The sequence below is a fragment of the Pseudomonas sp. TE9122 genome, assembly GCF_056278925.1.
The window spans coordinates 2,139,807-2,162,981 of the sequence record NZ_JBWBQI010000001.1; the positions used below are offsets into that span (position 1 = coordinate 2,139,807).

General features: G+C 60.7%; 10 protein-coding genes and 2 riboswitches. Of the genes, 5 read left to right on the top strand and 5 right to left on the bottom strand.

Annotation, left to right across the window (positions count from 1 at the left end; all coding sequences use genetic code 11):
• Positions 1-58: 58 nt before the first annotated feature.
• Positions 59-7,351 (top strand): NEL-type E3 ubiquitin ligase domain-containing protein, encoded by a 7,293-nt coding sequence (locus ACZ9BE_RS09765; protein WP_476249316.1) that lies wholly within the window; start codon positions 59-61, stop codon positions 7,349-7,351.
• A gap of 54 nt (positions 7,352-7,405) precedes the next feature.
• Here the strand turns inward: ACZ9BE_RS09765 and metH are convergent, their stop codons facing one another.
• Entirely contained in the window at positions 7,406-11,116 is a 3,711-nt protein-coding gene (gene metH, locus ACZ9BE_RS09770) for a methionine synthase (RefSeq protein ID WP_323620692.1), read from the bottom strand.
• Between the two features lie 155 nt (positions 11,117-11,271).
• Here metH and ACZ9BE_RS09775 point away from each other — a divergent pair, with 155 nt between their 5' ends.
• Positions 11,272-13,566: a fatty acid cis/trans isomerase gene (locus ACZ9BE_RS09775; RefSeq protein ID WP_476249317.1), complete on the top strand. Its 2,295-nt coding sequence runs from the start codon at positions 11,272-11,274 to the stop codon at positions 13,564-13,566.
• Between the two features lie 103 nt (positions 13,567-13,669).
• A complete protein-coding gene (gene nfuA / locus ACZ9BE_RS09780) occupies positions 13,670-14,254 on the top strand; it encodes a Fe-S biogenesis protein NfuA (RefSeq protein ID WP_003225494.1) in 585 nt (194 codons plus the stop codon).
• Between the two features lie 144 nt (positions 14,255-14,398).
• Here nfuA and cobM read toward each other — a convergent pair whose 3' ends face one another.
• The 4 genes from cobM to ACZ9BE_RS09800 form a co-directional block, all read right to left on the bottom strand.
• Positions 14,399-15,145 carry a precorrin-4 C(11)-methyltransferase gene (cobM, locus tag ACZ9BE_RS09785; RefSeq protein ID WP_476249318.1) on the bottom strand — a complete coding sequence of 249 codons (747 nt, stop codon included), beginning with the start codon at positions 15,143-15,145 and terminating at the stop codon, positions 14,399-14,401.
• Positions 15,146-15,223: 78 nt separating this feature from the next.
• Positions 15,224-15,637: a cobalamin biosynthesis protein gene (locus ACZ9BE_RS09790; protein WP_122507089.1), complete on the bottom strand. Its 414-nt coding sequence runs from the start codon at positions 15,635-15,637 to the stop codon at positions 15,224-15,226.
• On the bottom strand, positions 15,634-16,335 hold the full coding sequence (locus ACZ9BE_RS09795; RefSeq protein ID WP_056785224.1) for a CbtA family protein: 702 nt from the start codon (positions 16,333-16,335) through the stop codon (positions 15,634-15,636). The genes ACZ9BE_RS09790 and ACZ9BE_RS09795 overlap by 4 nt, the downstream gene beginning before the upstream one ends.
• 11 nt (positions 16,336-16,346) lie before the next feature.
• Positions 16,347-16,544 (bottom strand): CbtB domain-containing protein, encoded by a 198-nt coding sequence (locus ACZ9BE_RS09800; RefSeq protein ID WP_016774486.1) that lies wholly within the window; start codon positions 16,542-16,544, stop codon positions 16,347-16,349.
• Positions 16,545-16,667: 123 nt separating this feature from the next.
• Positions 16,668-16,886, bottom strand: a riboswitch (cobalamin riboswitch).
• 883 nt (positions 16,887-17,769) lie between these two features.
• A riboswitch (cobalamin riboswitch) is annotated at positions 17,770-17,981 on the top strand.
• Positions 17,982-18,080: 99 nt separating this feature from the next.
• On the opposite strand from ACZ9BE_RS09800, the gene cobW reads away from it, so the two are divergent.
• Together cobW and cobN are read left to right on the top strand one after the other, a co-directional pair.
• Positions 18,081-19,145 carry a cobalamin biosynthesis protein CobW gene (cobW, locus tag ACZ9BE_RS09805; RefSeq protein WP_225930814.1) on the top strand — a complete coding sequence of 355 codons (1,065 nt, stop codon included), beginning with the start codon at positions 18,081-18,083 and terminating at the stop codon, positions 19,143-19,145.
• A 3-nt stretch (positions 19,146-19,148) separates the two neighbouring features.
• The gene (cobN, locus tag ACZ9BE_RS09810; protein ID WP_476249319.1) at positions 19,149-22,997 is read left to right on the top strand and encodes a cobaltochelatase subunit CobN; all 3,849 of its coding nucleotides are present in this window, start codon (positions 19,149-19,151) and stop codon (positions 22,995-22,997) included.
• The last annotated feature ends 178 nt before the right edge of the window (positions 22,998-23,175 follow it).

Sequence of the window (23,175 nt, forward strand, 5' to 3'; positions counted from 1 at the left end):
AACGCAGAAGCACTAACGCGACATGGTTTGCTGACCGCTCCATGAAAAAGGAGTGACCATGAACGTTATCCCGCCCAAACCAGTGTCGGCGCTGCCTGCGTCCACCGCTCAGCAGGCAGCCCCCAACCGGTCTGCAAAACTCATCGCAACACAAAGCCTGCACGGCGAGTTTCTCGAGACATCGATCCCGCAATGGTTGACCAGCGCTTTGCCGCATCGGCGCGAGGCGCTCAAGGCGGTTCCGACCGCGTTACCGTCCTGGTATCAGCATGCGACGCCGGCCCAGCGCAAAACCCTCGACGAGACTTTCAAGGCCAGCGTTATCGCCCAGAACAGTCTCGACAAGAGCATGGCGAAATTCGTGGATGTCGAAACATTCGCCAGGCCGTTATTGATCAAAGCCTTGAAGGACCAATACGCGCTGGAAATCGATGTAGACAAAACCCTGTTATGTTTACGGCGCCCGGTCGAAATGGGTATTCAGAGAACCGTATTGGCCTCGTTCGAGGTTCTCAAGATCACGCTGCTGGAAGCCTCGCTGCACAACTTCGAAGCTGACGAATGCGAGGGGACCTATCATTCGAGCTCCGGTTTTGTTGTGGCGACGCCTGCTGCGGACACATTCAAGCACGTCGACACAGGCCTCACGGTCAGCCAGTTTTTGCACCTTTGCCGCAATCTGGATATCGGCCAGCAATACCAGACATACCTGCAGGGATTTTTCCATCCGGGGGACGCGGTGGCAGAGGCGGTGCTCAGCGAACGCTTCATCGCCAGCCAGAAGGCAGCGATGCGCGCCGCAGCCGAACAGGCGCTATTGCGCAATGACATCGAGGCGGCAGATCACGCGATGATCCTCTCGGTCATCGACGGCGAAATGCACCCGTGGATGGGGCGCAAGCAAGTCTGGTTCCAGGACCTCGGCCTGATGAAAAAAAGGCTGACCGGGTGCGTGGCTTTCGTCATCTGCGAAAAATACCGTTACACCGATGAACTGATCCTTTACATCCCCAACGACCCGGAACATCCGCTCAAGCGCTACACGTTCGAGCAAATGCGCGAAGAGCTCAAGCGCTTGCTCACTGCACGTGATGCGTCGCAACAGACCAGCGCAGAGCCCACCGCATACCAGCGTTTTTTAAGTCAGTTCCTGCCCTATGATCAGCGCCCGTACTATTTCAGCCAGTTCAGGCAAAAGGCAGCCGACTCACCTGGCGATGCCTGGGACGTTCTGCGTTCCCCTTGGCTGGCCTTCGTACAGGGTTTTACCGGTGGTTCTACATTCACCACCATCGAACAGGTTCCACCCGAACGCACAGTCAAGTGGGAGCCGGCGGTTGATCCGTACATCGCGCCTTCGACAGTCGAACGCAAGGGCAGGGGGCTTTGGGCGCCCAACGAGGACTTGTGGCAATACCTTTATGCGCAGAATCGCGCCAAGGTGTTGGCCGACGCGCGAAGCCACGCGGTACCCACTGCCGATGTCGATGCGAACGCACGAGATGCCAAACTGGCCCATCTGATGCAGATCGGCATGCTGGGCTTGAATCTGGTGTCGATGTTCGTGCCTGTGCTGGGCGAAACAATGATGATCGTGATGGCGGGACAACTGCTGTATGAAACCCTTGAAGGCGCTATCGAGTGGAGTGAAGGTGATCGCAGGGCCGCCAGGGATCACCTGGTCGACGTGGCCGAAAATCTCGCTCAGGTTGCCGTGATGGCGGGTGTTGGAGCAGGTGTAAGGAAGTTCTCGGCCGCCAGGGCTGTACCGGTCATCGAACAGTTGAGTCCGGTCACGTTACCCAATGGCGAAACCCGCCTGTGGAAACCTGATCTCAGCGGCTACGAGGCCGCTGTTGTCCTTGACGCACACCTGACCCCGAATCCTTCCGGGCAGTATGCGGTGGATGGCAAAACCTGGATCCGTCAGGACAACAAGGTGTATGAGCAGGTCTTCGACGACTCGATCAACCAGTGGCGCATCAAGCACCCGACCGATCCTGCAGCCTATCAACCTGTTCTGCAAAGTAATGGCCATGGAGCGTGGCGCCATACCCTGGAACGTCCTCTGGAATGGGATCGTCTGACGCTGTTGCGGCGCATGGGCCACATCTGCGAGCCGCTATCCGATACGGAGCTGCTCAAAGCGATGGATATCAGCGGCGTCAGCGACGATATGTTGCGCAAGATGCACCTCGACCATGGGGTGCCGCCACCGGAGCTGATTCAGGCCATGCGCTTGTTGAAAACCGATGCACAAGCCGCGCAAGTCATTGAGCAACTGGAGGGTGGGGCGCCGGTCGATGACAAGTATCTGTATGCCCTGCCACTGGTCACTGACATGCCGCGCTGGCCGGCCAATCGCGTACTGGAAGTCTTTGAGGGGACGCAACTGACCGGCAGATCCGTCAAGTATGGCGGCGGATATCGGGTGCGGGGTGTCGGGGGCAAGGCACCGATCCGGATTTCCCGGGCGGACGTCCTCAGCGGCGACCTGCCGCAGCTTGTTCTGGGCGGACTGGATGAATCGGAAATCGTCCACTTGCTCGGAGGTGAAGGTGCGCGGGTTCGAGAAGCGAGACCTGCAGAACTCGCCAAGCAAATTGCGGCCTATGCCCAAACCCGCCAATCGGCCATTTACGACAGTATTTATCAGGGCACCGAGCCTGTCGCCGATCAGGTCAGGCAATTGCAGAACGCCTGTCCGGGACTCAGTGAGTCAGCTGCACAGCAAGTGCTGGCGCAGGCGCGGCCGGATGAACTGCAACGGCTCGGCTCAACTCGTCCCATACCGCTGCGCATGCTGGAGGAAGCTCGCTGGTATGCGCGCCGCAGCCGGCAGGTGCGGGCATATGCGGGGCTGCGCAGCGAGAATATTGCCTCGGCGGACAGTCGATGCCTGGCGTTGCACACGCTTGAACGGTTGCCCGGCTGGCCGGACAACTTGCGCCTTGAAATACGCGAGGGCAGCGACAGCGGTCCGTTGCTTGAGAGCATTGGCAGCCAGACGGCCTTCGAGAGAAAGTACCTGATCAAAAGCGGCCAGCAATTTCAGGCATTCAACGACCGAGGCGAAACGCTCAACAGCCTGCCACGCCACGGTGACAACTTTTATGCCTCTCTCATGCACGCTCTGCCGGATCACGCGCGGCGCGCCCTGGGGGTGCCCGAGGTCAGTCAGTCGGCCGAACTGCAAAAGAAAATCATCGCCCACGCTGACCAGCACCACGGCATGGCGGCCGCATTGCTGGAACAGCCAGCGCAGTGGATGAGACCGCCTGTACGGGTAAACGAAGCGTTGATCGGCTATCCCGCCAGCGGAAGAGCGGGTTGGCTGGAGCGCAATCTGGTTGCCGACCTGCGCGACCTCTACCCGGGCCTCACCGATCAGCAGGCCAGTGGATTGATCCTTGAGCAGGTGCGTGCGGGCAGAAACAACCGGGAGATTTTTCGGTGGTTGCAGTCGCGACGCGAAGAGTGGCAACAACTTGAGGCAACACTGGACGAGTGGGCGGGGACCAACGCGATGGCTCCCTGGGAACCTTCCGGTACTGTTCAGAATCTGCTGGTCGCGCAAGCGCTTAAAACCAGTTGGCGCAATGCCCTTTTGGTCGATGAAGTGCCCAATGCGGATCAACTGCGCCTGGTGACTTACGATGCTTTGCCCGCGCTGACAGCAGACTTTTCCCACGTGCGTAAATTGTCCCTTCGCGGAGATGGCATTACTGATGGCAATGCCGACGCTTTTCTTGCCCTGTTTCCCGGCCTGGAAAAACTCTCGCTGGGTGAGCGCGAGAGTTATTTTGATTTGGGTATGCACCAGCAGTCGCTGTCCTCTCTGCCCGCAAGCTTAGCCAGGATGCCTGCATTGAAAACGCTCAAGCTGAGGACCTCGGCCCCGGCAATGGCCACAGATTTTCCTCAGCGGGTGAAAATGTTGACCTCGCTCGAAGCCCTTGAACTCGATTTTCAAGGATTCATTGACGAGAACCCGCCGGCACTGGAACTGGCCGCGCTCAAACACCTGAAACGACTCAAGATCGAAGCACCCGGCATGACGCAATGGCCAGCATCGGTACAAGCGCTTCCCGAGCTGCAGAGGCTGGATCTGTTTCGGACGTCAATCGCTTCCATTCCTCCAGCGCTTTATACCGGCCATGAAAAACTGTGGGCGGGCCTGTCACTGAATTGGTCGAACTTCTCCCATGAGGCATTCAAACCAGCATTCGAGTACGTCAAAAATTATTCGGGGTCCATGGGGCATCTGATGGACCTGAACTTGATGGTCCGCCAGTACTGCCTCGGTGAGCTGAAATTCCTCACGGGTGAAGGCCGCTTTCTCGATCCGTTGCCTGAGCACATCATGACTGTCTGGAATACCCCGGAAACCCGGTTGAAAGCGATCGAACTGCTGCGCCTGGAACACGCCGGGATCTTCCGTCGGTTTTATCAACCGACGACGTCCGATGGCCTGCGTGGCGCTGCACGCGAGCCGCGCTGGCAGTCGCCGCCGAACAGCGCGGTGGTGCGTGAGCTTGAGGAAAACTGGCGCGCGAGCGTACGCAAACGCTATCGCCTGCTCGACCTGGGGGACGATTCTCTGGTATTCGAGCTGTCTGACACAGACGGTTTGAACCATGGCGCGGCCATCAGCGAGCTTGTGCCATTGCCGGCCGGTACATTTTCCCATGTGCAGACCTTACGTCTGGATCGGTTGAACGTGCCGGCTGGACAGATTCAGGCTTTTCTGCAAGCGTTCAGCGGCGTGCGGACACTGCAAATCACTGGCTGCGGATTGACCGAGTTGCCGGTGAAACCGGCGGATTTTGCGCAGCTGACGCGGCTGGACCTGTCCAGCAACCAGATCACCTCTACGGGGGAAATTCAAAGCCAGTTCGCCGAGCTCAAGGCGCTTGAGTTTCTGAACTTGCGGCGCAACCGTTTGACGGCGCTGGACGTGACGGCCATGCCGAAGCTCGAAGTGCTGGATTTGAGTGGCAATAGCCTTCAAACGTGGCCAGCGGGGGCGGAAAATCTGTCCGGGTTGAAGTGGCTGGATCTGCGAGACAACAGCCTCGATTCGCTGCCCGAGCGCGTTCTTGCCATCGACAGCGTATTGCTCAAGAGCCATCTGACCGGGAACCCGTTCAGCGCTGAGGCAGAGGCAGCTCTGACGACGGCGCGCGGGCGTATCGAGGCGAGCAACGGTTTGCCTCGAGGTGCATTGAAAAGCTATGAAAGTCAGCCGGCCGGCTACCTGGTCGCTGCGAACACCTCGGTGCCAGGCACCGCGTTTTCCCGGATCCACGAGTTTCTGTTACCGCTGCGTACTGCGTCATCTGCGGCTGAAGGTAGCGCAGGTCTGGTCAGGCGGTTGCGGGAATTGAATCCGGATCTTTCCCAGGAACAGGCCCAGCACTGTATGGCGCGGTTGAGCGGCGCAGGGTTGGATGAAGCGCAGATTGATGCCCGGATCAAGGACTGGCGAGAGAGTGACGAGGCGCTGACGCGTCAGTTGAACGGTTGGATCTTCAAGCCGGCGGCCGCGAGGGTTTCGACGCAAGACAGAGTCTTCACGGCGATGAGAATCCGTGATTGCTGGGTCGATGGACTGACCCGTCATACCGAAGAAGCGGGTCGCAAGCTCGACCTCAGCGGCTTGCACATTGTTGAGTTGCCGCCTCTGTCGAACGCGTTTACGCAAGTACGAACGCTCGACCTGACTTCGGTAGGGTTTTCCTTGCAGAGCCTGAATGATTTTTGCAGCGCTTTCCCTGAACTGACCACGCTGGTGCTTAACTCCAACAATCTGGAGGGGCTACCGGAGGCTGTCGGTACATTGCAGAGGCTGGAGCATCTGGAGCTACGCATTAACCATTTTGCTGAAGCGCCTGGCGTTTTGCAGCAAATGGGCAATCGCCTGCGTTCGCTGGATCTGAGTCATAACCAACTGAGCCAATTCAACGCCAGCGCACTCACCCGGATCGAGCGCCTGAATCTGTCTCTCAATTCGATAAGCCACTGGCCTGATGGGGTACAGGCACTGGAGCATTTGCAAACTCTAAATCTTCTTGGCAACCGTATTTCCCTATTTCCCGACACGCTGCTGGATGGCAACCATGAGCGACTGGTGGCAGGCACTGACCTGCGCGGAAACCGACTGCCTCTCGAGAGTCTGGAACAGCTCAGGGACTACAGTGCGGCTAACGCGAACCGTGGCGTCATGGGGTATTCGTTTGCCTCTCTCGAGCGCGCAATTACCGAGTATGAAGCGACGTCCGAAAGCGAGCCCGATACGCCTTTTGATTCCGACAGTAGCGATAGCGATGACAGTAATGCCGGCGGTGCCGGACGCGTGGACAGGCATGAAGCCGTGGAAGCAGACGAAATCATCGCCAATCCGCAGCAAGACGTAGATGAGCAGGCAATGAACACCTGGCTCAATTACACCCGGACCCAGACGCGCGAAACGCGGCAAGCGCTATGGCTGCAATTGGCGCGCGAACCCAACCATGAGGCGTTCTTTCACCTGCTGTCGATGTTGCACGACACTGCCGATTTCAGCGTGTCGGGCGCTGATCTGACGCAACGGGTATGGCGGGTGATAGAAGCGGCAAGCGAAAACACGGAGTTGCGCGAGTTGCTCTTCTTCAACTCCGCGACTCACGGCACCTGCCCCGATGGCCGAATACTGTCGTTCAGTGAGCTGGAAACACGGGTCTATGAATACACCGCATTGCGCGACATCCCACGCCATCTGCCTGATCAGCGCGGCATAGCGTTGGTCGAGCTGACGCGGCGCCTGTTCCGACTGGAAAGGGTCGACAGGCTGGCGGAAGCAGCTGGCAGGTTCCAGGACCGGGCCGAAATCCGTCTGCAGTACCGAATCGGCATGACGCGCGGCTGGCCCGACGGGTTAGAGCTGCCTGCGCAACCGGATCACATGTTGTACAGGACACCGATCGAGGGACAACTGCTGAGCGAGGCACGCGCTTCTGTGCTGGCCGACGAAGCGTCAGACCTGTTCCTCGAGGATTTGATTGCCCGCGATTACTGGATTCGCTACATGCGCGACCGACACGCCGCCATCTTCGATGAGCTTGAACGCAGCGCCACACACCGTCAGGAAGAAGTCGAGGATGCGCATCCAGACAAGTGGAACGACGAGGACTCGCGAAGACTGTACGTGGAAGCGATGAGCCAGTTGGAAATCGAGCTGGCGCAGGCACGCACCGACAAACTCAAGGAGCTGTCTCGCCAGGAACTGGTAAACCTTGCGCGGGTCGCTGCAGGGGATTCGCAGACACGCCCGGCGTCACCGCAACCGGGGCCGTCCTCGCGTCGGGACTGAGGAGCTGACCCGATCCGGGAATCGCAAACTCCCGGATCGGCTTTGCAACAAGCCTCAGCTGTCGTAACCCAGATTCGGCGCCAGCCAACGCTCGGTCACGCTCAGATCCTGTCCCTTGCGTGCGGTGTAGCTTTGCACCTGATCCTTGTCGATCTTGCCCACCGCAAAGTATTGCGCTTGCGGATGGGCGAAGTACCAGCCGCTGACCGCTGCGGCGGGGAACATTGCGTAGTGTTCGGTGAGGAACACGCCACTGCGCCCGGCGCGCATTTCCGCAGCCTCTGGATCGAGCAGGGTGAACAGCGCGGCTTTCTCGGTGTGATCCGGGCAGGCCGGGTAGCCGGGAGCGGGGCGGATGCCACGGTATTGCTCTTTGATCAGTGCATCGTTGTCGAGGGTTTCATCCTTGGCGTAACCCCAATGTTCTTTACGCACTTGCTGGTGCAGCCATTCGGCGCAGGCCTCGGCCAAGCGGTCGGCGAGGGCCTTGACCATGATCGAGTTGTAGTCGTCGCCAGCGTCCTGATAAGCCTTGGCCACTTCTTCGGCGCCGATACCGGCGGTGGTAATGAAGCCGCCGACGTAGTCGGTGACTTCGCTGTCTTTGGGCGCAACGAAGTCGGCGAGGCAGAAGTTCGGTTTGCCGTCGGTCTTGATGATCTGCTGGCGCAAGTGATGCAGCTTGGCCAATGGCTTGCCGTTATCGTCGTACAGCTCGATGTCGTCTTCGTTGACCTGATTGGCCGGCCAGAAACCGAACACCGCACGGGCGCTGATCAGCTTTTCGTCGATCAGCTTGGCGAGCATTTCCCGGGCGTCCTTGTACAGCGCAGTGGCGGCCTCACCGACCACTTCATCTTCAAGGATGCGCGGGAACTTGCCGGCCAGGTCCCAGGAAATGAAGAAAGGCGTCCAGTCGATGTACTCGGCCAGCACGTTCAAATCGATATTGTCGAGCACCTTGCTGCCGGTGAAGGTCGGTACCACTGGCTGATAATTGGCCCAGTCGAATTGCGGCTTCTTGGCGATGGCGGCGGCATAGCTCAGGCGTTCGGTGCGGGCGCTGCGATTGGAAGTGCGCTCGCGCACGTCGATGTATTCCAGGCGGGTCTTCTCGACGAAACCGGCCTTGAGCTCCTTGGACAACAACTGTGTCGCCACGCCGACGGCGCGCGAGGCGTCGGTCACGTAGACCACGGCATCGTTGCTGTACTTCGGCTCGATCTTCACCGCAGTGTGCGCCTTGGAGGTGGTCGCGCCACCGATCATCAGCGGCAGATGGAAATCCTGACGCTGCATTTCGCGGGCAACGTGAACCATCTCGTCCAGCGACGGGGTGATCAGGCCGGAAAGGCCGATGATGTCGCACTTTTCTTCTTTGGCGACCTGCAGGATCTTCTCGGCCGGGACCATCACGCCGAGGTCGACGATGTCATAGCCGTTGCAACCAAGCACCACGCCAACGATGTTCTTGCCGATGTCGTGCACGTCGCCCTTGACCGTGGCCATGAGGATCTTGCCCTTGGCTTCCGGCTTGTCGCCTTTCTCCAGTTCGATGAACGGGATCAAGTGCGCCACGGCCTGCTTCATCACGCGGGCGGATTTCACCACTTGCGGGAGGAACATTTTGCCGGCGCCGAACAGGTCGCCGACGATGTTCATGCCGGACATCAGCGGGCCTTCGATCACTTCGATCGGCCGCGCAAACGACTGGCGGGATTCTTCGGTGTCTTCAACGATGTGCGTGGTGATGCCCTTGACCAGCGCGTGCTCCAGACGTTTGTTGACGTCCCAGTTGCGCCATTCTTCGGTCTCGGCTTCCTTGACGCTGCCGTCGCCCTTGTACTTGTCAGCGATGGCAAGGAGGGCGTCGGTGCCGTCCGGGGTGCGATTGAGGATCACGTCTTCGACCGCGTCGCGCAGCTCCACCGGGATCTGATCGTAGATCTCCAGTTGACCGGCGTTGACGATGCCCATGGTCAGCCCGGCGCGGATCGCGTAGAGCAGGAACACCGAGTGAATCGCCTCACGCACCGGGTTGTTGCCACGGAACGAGAACGACACGTTGGACACGCCGCCGGAGCTCAACGCATACGGCAGCTCGTCGCGGATGTAGGCGCAGGCATTGATGAAGTCGACGGCGTAGTTGTTGTGCTCTTCGATGCCTGTAGCGACGGCGAAGATGTTCGGGTCGAAGATGATGTCTTCCGGCGGGAAGCCGACTTCGTTGACCAGAATGTCGTAGGAGCGTTTGCAGATCTCTTTCTTGCGCGCTTCGGTGTCGGCCTGGCCGGCTTCGTCGAAGGCCATCACCACCACCGCAGCGCCGTAGCGCTTGCACAGCTTGGCGTGGTGGATGAACTGCTCGACGCCTTCTTTCATGCTGATCGAGTTGACGATGCCCTTGCCCTGGATGCACTTGAGGCCGGCTTCGATGACTTCCCATTTCGACGAGTCGATCATGATCGGCACGCGCGAGATATCCGGTTCGCCGGCGATCAGATTGAGGAAGGTCACCATGGCCTTCTTCGAATCGAGCATGCCCTCGTCCATGTTGATGTCGATGATCTGCGCGCCGGCCTCGACCTGCTGCAGCGCGACTTCGAGGGCTTCGGTGTAATTGTCTTCACGGATCAGGCGGGCGAATTTTGCCGAACCGGTGATGTTGGTGCGCTCGCCGACGTTGACGAACAGCGAGCTGCGATCAATGGTGAACGGCTCCAGACCCGAAAGGCGGCAGGCCTTGGGGATGTCCGGAATCTGCCGCGGCGCATAACCGGCCACAGCTTTGGCAATCGCTTCGATGTGCCCCGGGGTGGTGCCGCAGCAGCCGCCGACGATGTTGAGGAAACCGCTCTGGGCGAACTCTTCGATGACTTTCGCGGTTTGCGAGGGCAGTTCGTCGTACTCGCCGAATTCATTCGGCAGGCCGGCGTTCGGGTGCGCGGATACGTGGGTGCTGGCCTTGTTCGACAGCTCTTCCAGGTACGGGCGCAGTTCGCTGGCGCCGAGGGCACAGTTCAGGCCTACGGAAATCGGCTTGGCGTGCGCTACCGAGTTCCAGAACGCCTCGGTGGTCTGGCCCGACAACGTACGGCCGGAGGCGTCGGTGATGGTCCCGGAAATCATGATCGGCAATTCGACGTGCAGCTCTTCGAACACACCTTGCACGGCAAAGATCGCCGCTTTGGCGTTGAGGGTGTCGAAAATGGTTTCGATCAGGATCAGGTCGGCGCCGCCCTCGATCAGGCCTTTGGTGGCTTCGGTGTAGTTTTCCACCAGCTCATCGAAGGTGACGTTGCGGTAGCCGGGGTTGTTGACGTCGGGCGACAGTGAGCAGGTGCGGCTGGTCGGGCCAAGCACGCCGGCCACGAAGCGCGGCTTGGCCGGGTTTTCGGCGGTCTTGGCGTCGGCAATCTTGCGCGCCAGACGTGCGCCTTCTACGTTTAACTCGTACGCCAGCTCTTCCATACCGTAATCGGCCATGGAAATGCGCGTGGCGTTGAAGGTGTTGGTTTCGAGAATGTCGGCGCCGGCGTCCAGATAGGCTTTTTCGATACCGCCGATCACGTCCGGACGGGTGATCACCAGCAGGTCGTTGTTGCCCTTGACGTCGCTCGGCCAGTCCGCGAAGCGCTTGCCGCGATAATCCTGTTCTTCGAGCTTGTAGCTCTGGATCATCGTGCCCATCCCGCCGTCGAGAATCAGGATGCGCTCTTTGAGGGCTTGCTTGAGAGCTTGAAGGCGGACGCTGCGATCGGACATGTGGACTACTCGGAAAGACCATTACGAAGGAGCGCGATCATAGCAAACCTGTGCGCTTTTGGAGCATGTGCAGCTTTTGCATGAATATCGCTCATGTTGGTACGAGCGTCATAACGGTAGAATCGCAGCCTTTTTTTATCATCGAGATCAGCAGCATGCCGCACCGCTTCATCAGTTTATGGTTGCTGGTCCTGAGCGGGAGCGTTGCGGCGCAAGATCCCGCCATTTCTTCTTCCATCTCCTACAGCCGAGATATCCAACCGATCTTCACCGAGAAGTGCGTAGCCTGCCATGCGTGCTATGACTCGGCCTGTCAGCTCAATCTCGGCAGTGGCGAAGGCGCCGCCCGTGGCGCGAGCAAGATGCCGGTATATGACGGCGAACGCACCCAGGCGGCACCGACCACGCGCTTGTTTTACGACGCCTTCGGCAAGCGCGCCTGGCAGCAGAAAGACTTCTATTCGGTGCTCGACGCCCAGGGCAGTCAGGCCGCGCTGATGGCGCGGATGCTTGAACTCGGCCACAAGACGCCGCTGACGCCGAACGCCAAGCTGCCAGAAGAGATTGTTCTTGGGCTCAATCGCAACAATCTATGCGCAATGCCTGCGGAGTTCGACGGATATGCCGGCGCGCACCCGAAAGAGGGCATGCCGCTGGCGGTCACTGGCCTGACCGACCAGCAATACCAGACCCTGCAGCGCTGGCTGGCGTCTGGCGCGCCGATCGACGAGCAGAGCCTGGCGCCGAGTGCCAAAGAGGCCATGCAGATCCTGCAGTGGGAGAACCTGCTCAATGCTCCCGGTGCTCGGCAAAGTCTGGTCGGGCGCTGGCTGTTCGAGCACTGGTATCTGGCGCACATCTATTTCAAGGACGGCGAGCCGGGGCATTATTTCCAGTGGGTGCGTTCGCGCACGCCGAGCGGCCAGCCGATTGATCTGATCGCCACTCGCCGCCCCAACGACGACCCGGGCACGCAGGTGTATTACCGCTTGTGGCCGGTGCAAGGGGTGATCGTGCACAAGACGCACATCACTTATCCGCTGAGCGCGGCGAAAATGGCCCGGATCAAGAGCCTGTTCTACAGCGGCAACTGGCAGGTCAACGCGTTACCGGGTTACGGGCCGCAAAGCCGTGCCAATCCGTTTGCCACTTTCGAAGCGATTCCGGCGCAGGCGCGCTATCAGTTCATGCTCGATAACGCCGAATACTTCGTCCGCACCTTCATTCGCGGCCCGGTGTGCCGTGGGCAGATCGCGACCGACGTGATCCGCGACAATTTCTGGGCGCTGTTCCAGGCGCCGGAACATGATCTCTATATCACCGACCCGAACTACCGCGGCCAGGCCACGCCGCTGCTGGCGATGCCGGGGCAGAACGACGATGTCGGCAGCGTGCTGAGTCTGTGGCGCAACTATCGCGACAAGCGCAACGAATACGAGGCACTGCGCCGTGACAGCTATGCCGATCTGCCGGCGCCGAGCTGGTCGACGCTGTGGGCCGGCAACGACAACGCCTTGCTGAGCATTTTCCGCCACTTCGACAGTGCTTCGGTGACCAAGGGGCTGATCGGTGAGGTGCCGCAAACCATGTGGCTGTTCGACTATCCGCTGCTGGAGCGCACCTATTACCAGCTCGCGGTCAATTTCGACGTGTTCGGCAACGTCTCCCATCAAGCGCAGACCCGTCTGTATTTCGACCTGATCCGTAACGGCGCGGAGCAGAACTTCCTGCGCCTGATGCCCGCCGACTCGCGCGAGGACTACCTCAACGATTGGTACCAGGATGGCGGTCAATTCAAGATGTGGCTCGATTACGAGGCCATCGATGACGACAAACCGACCGCGCTGAAGCTCGACGAAAAAGACCCGAAACACGATTTCGCCATGCAGTTGCTGGCGCGCTACGGTGATCTGAACGCGCGGCCGGACCCGATCAATCGCTGCGACGGCGCTTATTGCTCGCGACCGAATATCGATCCGGCCTTGCAGAATGCCGAGCAGGCCTTGAGCCGTCTGGCCTCGCGCCCGGCCGCAGGGCTGAAAGTCATTGACCAGTTGCCCGAAGCGACCTTGCTGCGCGTTGAAACCGCCAGCGGCAAGCGCGAGGTCTACAGCCTGCTGCGCAACCGCGCCCACAGCAACGTGGCGTTTTTGCTCGGTGAGTCGCGGCGCTATCAGCCAGGGCTCGACACCCTGACGATCTATCCGGGCGTGCTCAGCAGTTACCCGAACTTCATGTTCAACGTACCGGCCGAGCAGGTGCCGGCGTTTGTCGATGCGATGGAAAACGCCAGGGATGCCAGTCGGTTCGAAAAGATCGTCGAACGCTGGGGCATTCGGCGCAGTCATCCGCAGTTCTGGCTGTATTTCCACGATCTGAGCCAATACATCCACGAAACCGACCCGGTGGAAGAGGGCGTGCTGGATATGAATCGGTACGAGAACCTTTGATGATTCGCAGGCGTGTTACGAGATTCTTTCCCGACAAAAATACTAGGACTTTGTCAGCCGCGCCGATTGGCGTAAACTGCGCCCACGCCTGCGAGGAGTTTTTATGACCGCTATTACCATTACCGACGCCGCCCATGATTACCTGGCTGATCTGCTCTCCAAGCAGAACACCCCGGGCATCGGCATCCGTGTCTTCATCACCCAGCCTGGTACCCAGTACGCCGAAACCTGCATTGCCTACTGCAAGCCAGGCGAAGAGAAGCCTGAAGACACCGCGCTGGGGCTGAAAAGCTTCACCGCCTACATCGATTCGTTCAGCGAAGCGTTTCTTGATGACGCGGTCGTTGATTACGCCACCGACCGCATGGGCGGCCAACTGACCATCAAGGCACCGAATGCCAAAGTGCCGATGGTCAATGCCGACAGCCCGGTCAACGAGCGCATCAACTACTACCTGCAAACCGAGATCAACCCGGGGCTGGCCAGCCACGGCGGTCAGGTCAGCCTGATCGACGTTGTCGAGGACGGCATTGCCGTGTTGCAGTTCGGTGGCGGTTGCCAGGGCTGCGGCCAGGCCGACGTAACCTTGAAGGAAGGCATCGAGCGCACCCTGCTCGAGCGCATTCCGGAGCTCAAGGGCGTTCGCGACGTGACCGACCACACGCAGAAAGAAAACGCCTACTACTAAGGCGTTCGCTGCGAACATGAAAAACGGCGCCCCGTGAGCGCCGTTTTTTTATGGGTAACTTTTGCCGCCCCCATTCGCGAGCAGGCTCGCTCCCACAATGAAATGCAATCACCTGTGGGAGCGAGCCTGCTCGCGAAGGCGTCTTCAAGGGCGATAAAGATGCGCATGCCCGGCGCGATACAACGATGATTCGCCAAACACCTCGCTGCCCAGCACCCTGCCAACCAGAATCAGCGCCGTACGCCGAAAGCCTTTGGCCTCGACCTTGTCGGCAATGTCCGCCAATGTACCTACCACCCAGTCCTGATCCGGCCATGTCGCGCGGTGAATAACGGCAATCGGGCAGTCCGCGCCGTAATGCGGCAGCAGTTCGACCAGTATCTTTTCCAGATGATTGACCCCCAGATGAATGGCCATGGTCGCGCCGTGCTGCGCCAGGCTCGCCAGTTCTTCGCCGGCGGGCATCGCGGTCTTGTCGGCGTAACGGGTCAGGATCACGCTTTGCGAAATGTCCGGCAGGGTCAACTCGGCGCCCAGCAGCGCTGCGCATGCCGCTGTGGCGGTCACGCCCGGAATGATCTCGAAAGGAATGTTCAGCTCACGCAAGTAGCGAATCTGCTCACCAATCGCGCCGTACAGACCTGGATCCCCGGAATGCACACGGGCCACATCCTGGCCTTGGGCATGGGCAGTCTTGATCTGATCGATGATCTGTTCCAAGTGCAGTTCAGCGCTATTGACCACGATTTCGGCCTGATGACCTTCCAGCACCGCGGCGGGTACCAGCGAACCGGCGTAGATAATCACCGGGCAGCTGCGAATCAGCCGTTGGCCTTTGACGGTGATGAGTTCCGGGTCGCCGGGGCCGGCGCCGATGAAGTAGACGGTCATCGTTGAGTCCTTGTGAAGAGGCGCAGGCACACTGCAGATGAAGCGTGCTCATGATCAATGGCGGGGATTATCGGGATTTTATGCAGCGCCGGCCAATGCCAGCGTGGCCTGCGCATATTTCTGCCGGTGGATCAGCAGTTTCGCCGGCGCCTGAATCAGTTGCTCGGCGAGCGCCAGCGCGGCGCTTTCCGCCACGCCGTAGCAGCCGGTGCGCTCAAAGGCGATCTGCGATTGATGGCTGAGGCGCTGCTGATAGGGCGCCAGTTCGGCACTGTTGAAATACTGCAGCGGCAGGTTCAACTGTGTGGCCAGTTCCAGCAACCCCGGTTCGTCGCGCTTGAGATCGATACTCGCCAGAGCCTTGACCGCTCGCAGTTCGATGCGGTGTGCCTGCAAAGCCTGGTCGAGTAACGCACGCAACGTACTGGCCGGGCAGCCCCGCTGGCAGCCGAGGCCGACCACGAGGGTCGGCGCTGCGCGGTCATCGGTCATGCCTGATATGGGCCTGCGCTTTTGCGGCGGAACAACCATGCACTGATCAGGCCCAAGGCCAGCCAGAACGCGACGTTGGTCAGCTGCGAAGCGATTTTGAACTGGGTTTCCAGTGCCTCTGGAGCGAGCATCGAATGCACCTGCGGTTGCGGCGCGCCGATCACATGCGGCACGGCGAGAATCGCTACACCAAGAAGCTTCATCAGCCAGTGACGGCTGAAAGCGATCAGTGCCAGGCCGACAGCGGTCGAAGCGGCAGTGCCGATCCACCAGATCTGCCGCGAAGCCAGATCGGCGGCGGCTGTGCCCGGCAACTCAGGTGGCAGGCCCAAGGTCGGCGCGAGAACGAACGTGGCGTAACCGGCCAGACCCCAGAGCAGCCCTTGCGAGGTCTTGGTCGGCGCGCGCAAGGTGTACAGGCCGGCGAGCATCAAGGCGAAACCCACTGCCACCACCAGATTACCGCCAGTGGTCGAGACCACACGCTGCCAGCCGTCTTCCGGCTCCCAGGCTTCGCCATCATGGCTGTGGGCGGCGGTGCCGGCGGCGTGTTCGTGGACTTGCGCGACCGGTTCGGATTTCTCGAAGGTTTCGGCCTGCAGAATCAGTGGCGATACCCAGAAACTCTGCAGCAGGGTCAGCAGCAGGGCGGCCAGCAAGCCGGTGAAGCCTGCGGTTTGCGCGATACGTTTGATCATTTCGGCAGGCCTCAGTGGCACGGGAACGCGGCGCTGTGGCGGGTATCGTGGGCGGCGTTGTGCACCGCTTCGATGTGCGAGAAACCGGCGAACCAGACCAGGCTGGCACCGAGGATCGAGGCGAAGAGGGCGGCGGCGACGCGTTGGCCGAGTGTGGTGCTGCTGGAGATGTGGTCAGTGTGGCTGACGGTGTTACTGATGATCGACATAGCGCTTCCCTCTGAAATGTCAGCGGGTAAACAGAGCGCATGAAAATCCCTGCGAGCCGGGCACGCAGGGATTTCGAACAGCGCCCGCCCACCGCGGGTTTGTTTGTGGTCAGCGGCGCTTGCGCGTGCTGGGTGTTGCGGGCCGGTCTCCGGGCTTGCGAGGGGTTGGCTGGTCGCCGACCTGCAAGCATCACCTTCCCATGCCGGGGCACAGTGGATCTGACGCTTCGCTCGCTTACCGTTGCGGGGGCAGCACCGGACTGACATGGCTTTGAGTAAAGCACATGATTCACCGGTTTCCCGTTTCACCCTGTGAAGGGCACCCGTAACAAGGTGGGCAGGAGAACATGGGTTTGGGTTTTTAGTCAATTTCCGGGGAGTTTTCGGTGCTGCGGTGGGGGATTTTTCTGATGTTTTTGTGTGTATATCCGTTGCTGCGGGTGTTGCTGATTACGGTTTCGCCCTTACGGCGAGGCACTTTTTCCAAACGCCGAAAAAGTACCCAAAAAGGCTTGCTCCTACGTTCGGCCCTCGCAGGCTCGGGTTCCTTCGCTCCGGGACTGATCCGGGCGCAGCGGCTCCGGTTTGCTTCGCTGCACCTACACTCGCTGTGTACGACTGCGTCGTACGGTCGCTGCGCTCCCACGCCCGGATCAATCCCTCCACTCAGCCTTCCGACGTCGCCGGTGGATCAAGATCAAGAGCACTCGAGCTTGCGCTCATTGTTGAGTGGGGCGGCTGCGCCGCGGGCAGCTGCGCTGCTTTGCTTTTGCTTTTGTGGGAGCGAGCCTGCTCGCGAAGGCGGCCTGACATCCGACCTGTTCTTGAGCTGGTGCGCGATCCAACTGTAGGAGCTGCCGAAGGCTGCGATCTTTTGCTTTTGCCTTTGCTTTTGCTCTGGCTTTTGATCTTTTGCCCCTTCGGCAGGCTTCGTTACGGGATCGATCCGGGGGTGGGAGCGCAGCGACCGTGCGACGCAGTCGTACACAGCGGAAGGAGGTGCAGCGAAGCAAACCGTAGCCGCTGCGCCCGGATCGGTCCCGTAACGAAGGTACCCCGAGCCCCAGCGAGCGGGCCGTACGCCGGGGCAAAGCCTTTTGGTTCCTTTTTGGCGTTTGAAAAAGGGACTCGCTGTAAGAGCGAAACCATAAGAAGCCGTTACCGCAGCAACGGATATGCCCCCGAACTCAAACTCAACGCCCATTGACCCACGACGGACCCATGCGTAGCCTTGCGCTTTCGAGGTTCTTCGGCACTCGCCGAAGCTAAGAAGGGAACGCGGTCAAAGCCGCGGCTGCCCCCGCAACTGTGAACGGTGATGTTCGTTGCCACGCCACTGCCAGCTCAACCGATGAGCCAGCGGGAAGGCGCAATGGACGCCAGGCCCAACGCCTGAACGCCGTCAGCCAGGAGACCTGCCTCGTCACAGATTCTCACTACAACCGGGCGGGGTGATCCGGTGGCGAATGCTTCCGGCGTGCACGCGCGCTGCCGGTTCTCGTCCCGTATGCCCGCCGCTTGCCAAAGGGCATACCGATGAAAACACTGGCCAAACTCCCCGTCACCATCGTCACCGGTTTCCTCGGTTCGGGCAAAACCACGCTGCTGCGGCACATGCTCGACAACGCTCAGGGCCGGCGCATCGCGGTGATCGTCAACGAGTTTGGCGAGCTGGGCATCGACGGTGAAATCCTCAAGCAATGCACCATCGGCTGCACCGAAGAAGAGGCCAGCGGCCGCGTTTATGAGCTGGCCAACGGCTGCCTGTGCTGCACCGTGCAGGAAGAATTCTTCCCGGTGATGCGCGAGCTGGTTGCCCGTCGCGGCGATCTCGACCACATCCTTATTGAAACCTCGGGCCTGGCCCTGCCAAAACCGCTGGTGCAAGCCTTCCAGTGGCCGGAAATTCGCAGTGCCTGCACCGTCGATGCAGTCATCACCGTGGTCGACAGCCCGGCCGTCGCTGCTGGCACCTTCGCCGCGTTCCCGGATCAGGTCGATGCCCAGCGCAAACTCGATCCGAACCTTGATCACGAGTCGCCGCTGCATGAACTGTTCGCCGATCAACTGGCCAGCGCTGACCTGGTGATCCTCAACAAAGCCGACCAGACCAGCCCGCAAGACCTGGCTCGCGTACGCGCTGAAGTAGCCGAAGAGCTGCCGCCAGCGGTAAAAATCGTCGAAGCCAGCAATGGCCGCCTGCCGCTCGACGTGCTGATCGGTCTCGGTGCCGGCTCTGAAGAGCATATCGACAGCCGCCACAGCCACCACGATCACCACCATGACGGTGATGACGACGACCACGATCACGACGCCTTCGATTCGATCTCCATCGAATTGCCGCAAGCCGACGAAAGCTTGCTGCTCGATGCGCTGACGCAACTGGTGGTGCAGCACGGCATCCTGCGGGTCAAAGGCTTCGCGGCGATTCCGAACAAGCCGATGCGCCTGTTGATCCAGGGTGTGGGCACGCGTTTCGACAAGCATTTCGACCGCCAGTGGGGCGCCGACGAAGCGCGTGTCACGCGTCTGGTGCTGATCGGACAGGAACTCGATGCCGCACAACTCGAAGCGCAATTGCGCGCTGCGCTCAGCGTTTAAGCCATGCACCTGCTCAGGACCCAGCCGGGCGGATTCGTCTCGGACGACAACATTGCCGACCTCGGACAAACCCCCGCCGAGCTGGTGATCCTGTGCAGCGGCGATTCCAGCCTGGCGCTGCTCGCCGAGGCTGCGCAGCAACTGCCCGATGACTATCCGAGCCTGCGTCTGGCCAACCCGATGCAGGTGCAGAATCATGCCTCGGTCGATCTGTATGTCGACGAAGTGCTGCGCCACGCCAAGGTCATTCTGATCTCACTGCACGGCGGCATCGCCTATTGGCGCTACGGTGTCGAGCGGCTGGTCGAGTTGTCCGAACGCGGCGTGCAACTGATTCTGGTGCCTGGCGATGACCGCCCGGATCCCGAACTCAGTGACTTGAGCACGGTCAGCGCCGAAGTGCGCGATCGACTCTGGCAATTTCTGCGTCAGGGCGGCATGGGCAATGCGCTGGATTTCTTCCGTTGCCTGGGCAACCAATGGTTCGCCCGCGATTACCCGTGGAGCGAGCCGCAAACCCTGCCGCGCACGGCGATTTATCACCCACAGAAAAACAGCGCTGCCCTGAGCGACTGGCAAGCCGAATGGCTGCCCGGTCAACCGGTGGCGGCGTTGTTGTTTTATCGCTCGCATTTGCAGGCGGCGAACACGGCGTTCATCGATGTGTTCTGTCAGCGTTTGCAGGCAGCCGGGCTCAATCCGCTGCCGATCGCGGTGGCCAGTCTGAAGGAGCCCGGTTGTCTGTCGGTGGTCGAGGACTGGCTGGATGAAGTCGAGGCGGGGGTGATTCTCAACACCACCGGTTTTGCCCAGTCCAGCCCCGAAGCGCCGCATCTGCGCCCGTTTCGCCGCAACATCCCAGTGATTCAAGCCATCTGCGCCCAGGACAACGAACCCGGCTGGCGCGACAGCGAACAGGGCCTTGGGCCGCGTGATCTGGCGATGCACATTGCTTTGCCGGAACTCGATGGACGCATCATCAGCCGACCGATCAGCTTCAAGGATCTGGCCTGGCGCAGCGAGCGCAGTCAGTCCGATGTGGTCTGCTACCGCGCCCAGCCCGAACGCATGGAATTCGTCGCCGAACTGGCGCGGCGCTGGATTGCTTTGGCACACGTGCCGAACGGCGAAAAACGCATCGCCCTGATCCTCGCCAACTACCCGACCCGCGACGGCCGCATCGGCAACGGTGTCGGCCTCGATACGCCAGCGGCGGCGCTGAACATCCTCCGCGCTTTGCGCGAAGAGGGTTATCCGGTCACGGCCGAGTTGCCCGATAGCGGCACCGAGCTGATCCAGCAACTGCTCGGCGGTGTCAGCAACGACCTCGACAGTCTCGACCTGCGCCCGTGCCAGCAAAGCCTGGCGATGGACGATTACCTGGCAATGTTCAACGTGTTGCCGGAGGCGAATCGCGCGGCGGTGCTCGAGCGTTGGGGGGCGCCACAAAACGATCCGATGTGCCGCGACGGTCGCCTGATGATCGCCGGTCTGCGTTTCGGTCTGACCTTTGTCGGCATCCAGCCCGCCCGCGGTTATCAGGTCGATCCGAGCGCGGTGTATCACGACCCGGATCTGGTCCCGCCGCACGGCTATCTGGCCTTCTATTTCTGGTTGCGCAACACCTACGGCGCCCACGGCGTGATCCACGTCGGCAAGCACGGCAATCTCGAATGGCTGCCGGGCAAAGGTGTTGGGCTGTCGGAAAACTGCTGGCCCGACGCGCTGCTCGGGCCGTTGCCGAATATCTATCCGTTTATCGTCAACGACCCGGGCGAGGGCGCCCAGGCCAAGCGGCGCACGCAGGCGGTGATCATCGACCACCTGATGCCACCGCTGACCCGCGCCGAAACCTATGGGCCGCTGCGTAATCTGGAGTTGATGGCCGACGAATATTACGAGGCGCAACTGCTCGATCCGCGCCGTGCCCGCGAGTTGCAGCGCGACATTCTGCAATTGGTGCGGGACACGCAGATCGACCGCGAATTGCAACTGGATGCCGCGCTGGACAGCGATGCCGATGCGGCGATCTGGTTGCCGCGTCTGGACACTTATCTGTGCGATCTGAAGGAATCGCAGATTCGCGATGGGTTGCACATTTTTGGTGAATCGCCGAGCGGGCGCTTGCGTATCGACACCTTGCTGGCGTTGCTGCGCATCCCGCGCGGTGACGGTAAAGGCGCGCAGTCGAGCTTGTTGCGAGCGTTGGCCAAGGCGTTTGAGTTGGGCTTCGACCCCTTGGATTGTGCATTGGCCGATCCTTGGAATGGCCCGTGTCCGATCGAGTTGCAGGCCATCAGCGAAGAAGTCTGGCGCACCGCCGGCGACACCCGCGAACGCCTCGAACTCTTCGCCGCAGACCTGATCTTCCAAGCACTGAATGTCCCCTGTGGGAGCGAGCCTGCTCGCGAAAGCGGTGCGTCAGGTAAATCATTGTTGAATGACACACCGAGTTCGCGAGCAGGCTCGCTCCCACAAGGGGCGGGTTGGGCTGAGGTTGATTCGATACTCGACCATCTGCGCGAAGTCGTCGCCCCGCGCCTCGACGCTTGCGGCCCCGCCGAAATGCGCGGTCTGCTCGACGCCCTCAGCGGTCGTTTCGTCCCGGCCGGCCCCAGCGGTGCGCCCAGCCGTGGCCGCCTCGACGTGCTGCCGACCGGGCGCAACTTCTATTCGGTGGACGTGCGCAATCTGCCGACCACCACCGCGTGGCGCATCGGATTCCAGTCGGCAACGCTGATTCTCGAACGGCATCTGCAGGACCACGGCGATCACTTGCGCCAGCTCGGCCTGTCGGTCTGGGGCACCGCGACCATGCGCACCGGCGGCGACGACATCGCTCAGGCCATGGCTTTGATGGGCGTGCGTCCGGTATGGGCCACGGGCAGTCAGCGCGTGGATGATTTCGAGATTCTGCCGCTGAGCCTGCTCGATCGTCCGCGGGTCGACGTGACGCTGCGGGTTTCGGGGTTTTTCCGTGATGCGTTTGCCAATCTCATCCGCCTGTTCGACGCCGCCGTGCAAGCAGTGGCCGCACTGGACGAGCCGGATGACTTGAATCCACTCGCCGCCAAGGTGCGCGCCGAACGCGAGGCGCTGTTGCAGTCGGGCGTCGATGAAGATACCGCGCGGCGTCAAGCCGGGTGGCGCATCTTCGGCGCGAAACCGGGGGCGTATGGCGCCGGGGTGCAAGGCGCTATCGATGGACGTCTGTGGCAGTCGCGCGAAGACCTCGCCGAGGTCTACCTGAACTGGGGCGCCTATGCTTACGGCGGTGCCGACGAGGGCACGGCCGCCCGCGCGCAATTCAGCCAGCGCCTGAGCCAGGTGCAAGCGGTGCTGCAAAACCAGGACAACCGCGAGCATGACCTGCTCGATTCCAACGATTACTACCAGTTCCAGGGCGGCATGCTCGCGGCGGTGGAGACTCTGCGCGGGGAAGCGGCGGCCAGTTATCACGGCGATCACAGCCAACCGGATCTGCCGAAGATTCGTACCTTGAAGGAAGAGCTCAATCGCGTGGTGCGCTCGCGCGCGGCGAATCCGAAGTGGATCGACGGGGTCAAGCGTCACGGCTACAAAGGCGCGTTCGAACTGGCGGCGACGGTTGATAATCTGTTCGCCTTCGATGCGACTACGCAATTGATCGACGACCATCAATATGCGTTGCTGGCGGAGGCATATTTGCTCGATCCGGCGACCCGGGATTTTGTTCGTGAGCATAATCCCCATGCGCTGCGCGACATGACCGAACGCATGCTCGAAGCGCAGCAGCGCGGGATGTGGCAGGAGCCTGGGGCTTATAAAGAAGCGCTGGAGAATTTGCTGTTGGATATCGAGGAAGATATGTAGCCGCTAAAAAGCTACCCTCACCCCACCCCTCTCCCGGAGGGAGAGGGGGCCGATTTTTAGCGCTGTCGAAATTTGCGTCGACCCGATGCATCACGTCGACAGAACTCGAGAGGCCATCACGGTCTGTTCCCTCTCCCTCTGGGAGAGGGCTAGGGTGAGGGCAACAACTGACACACCA